This window comes from Bacteroides fluxus YIT 12057 (assembly GCF_000195635.1).
GTDB lineage: Bacteria > Bacteroidota > Bacteroidia > Bacteroidales > Bacteroidaceae > Bacteroides > Bacteroides fluxus.
In genome coordinates this window covers 1-1,204 of record NZ_GL882695.1, presented here as the reverse complement: position 1 = coordinate 1,204, position 1,204 = coordinate 1, and the positions used below count along the sequence as shown (strand labels likewise).

The window sequence follows — 1,204 nt, the reverse complement described above, 5'->3', positions numbered from 1 at the left end:
GAAGAACCGGGAAAAAGAGTTGTATTCGGATAAGAACATATCGTTTTTGTTTTTCGACCCGCTTCGCGGGTTATTCGTTTAAATAGATAAAGTAACGGCTACGCCGTAATAGATAAATAAGATCAGAAAGCAAAGGAACACCGCAACCTACGGTCGCTGCGATCCTTACCGCTGTAGTGCAAGCCCAGGTCTCCATTGCTGTTGAAGCGCACGTTGCAGGCGCTGAAGCCAGCGTGCTCCGAACTCGAACAAAAGTAAGTGTTTGTACTGAATGGCGTTGCATCGCTGATTTTCTGCAAATACGTATTTATGTTATCCACGGCTGTTGGAACAGTACTGCCTATGTCGGCATAACTATCTGCACTATTCCGATAACTGGTTAAGTCTATCTTACCCAAATTCGACAAAATATCCCACCACTGCCCCATACTGGGAATAAACCAACCGGTAGTATTGGAGGGAGCGGCGTATTTCCCGGTGTTGCTCTCTGCCGTACCATAACGGCTGGCATGGTAAAAGGCGGTATAGGTATCCGGCAAAGCAGTACCATCGTTTCCGTAGGTGTCGATTATCCAATGCGTTTCACCGTAACCGTCCACATTCTTATACATCTTATATACTTTGTCGGTGTTTTCTTTGAAAGGTTCTCCTTCACTGCCATTGCTGTTTTCATCATTATGGACTTTTCCCCAATTGCAACTGTTAGAAGCATTGGTCAGCGCCATGACAAGACCGTGAGGAGTAATCCCTTTATCGGTCAATACTTCTTTAGCTGCCTTGCCGATACGATTTACATCCGTAGAGTAAACAATGCCGATGCAGGCTGCCTGCCGTTCTTCGGTAAGTTGAGCTATATCTCCGGGTATCAGATAACCTTCTCCACTACTATTCTTGCAATAGAAATCGCCCACTCGGGCGTCTGCCAATGAATATTTGATTAAGAGGTCGCTTTTCAATGTATAGGTGGTGCCATCGGCTACCTCGTAAAGTCCTTTTATACCGATACGCGCACCGATGATGGTGACGGCGTTCCCGCCCAACAAGGTGTAAGAGCCGTTGCCATCATCGGTTAAAGAGCCGCCGGAACCGGGAGCTGCCTCTATCGTCACGCCTTCGGGGGCGGTGATGTGATAAGTGACGGCGGCATCGGGATCGGTGTCGATGGGTGTATCCGTCCATGCGGTGCCGTTGCCTGTCACCGTCA

1 pseudogene is annotated in these 1,204 nt (G+C 48.3%); it reads right to left on the bottom strand.

The window, feature by feature from the left end:
- Positions 1-122: 122 nt before the first annotated feature.
- Positions 123-1,204 (bottom strand): annotated as a pseudogene (locus tag HMPREF9446_RS17150) (hypothetical protein); the annotation flags it as partial.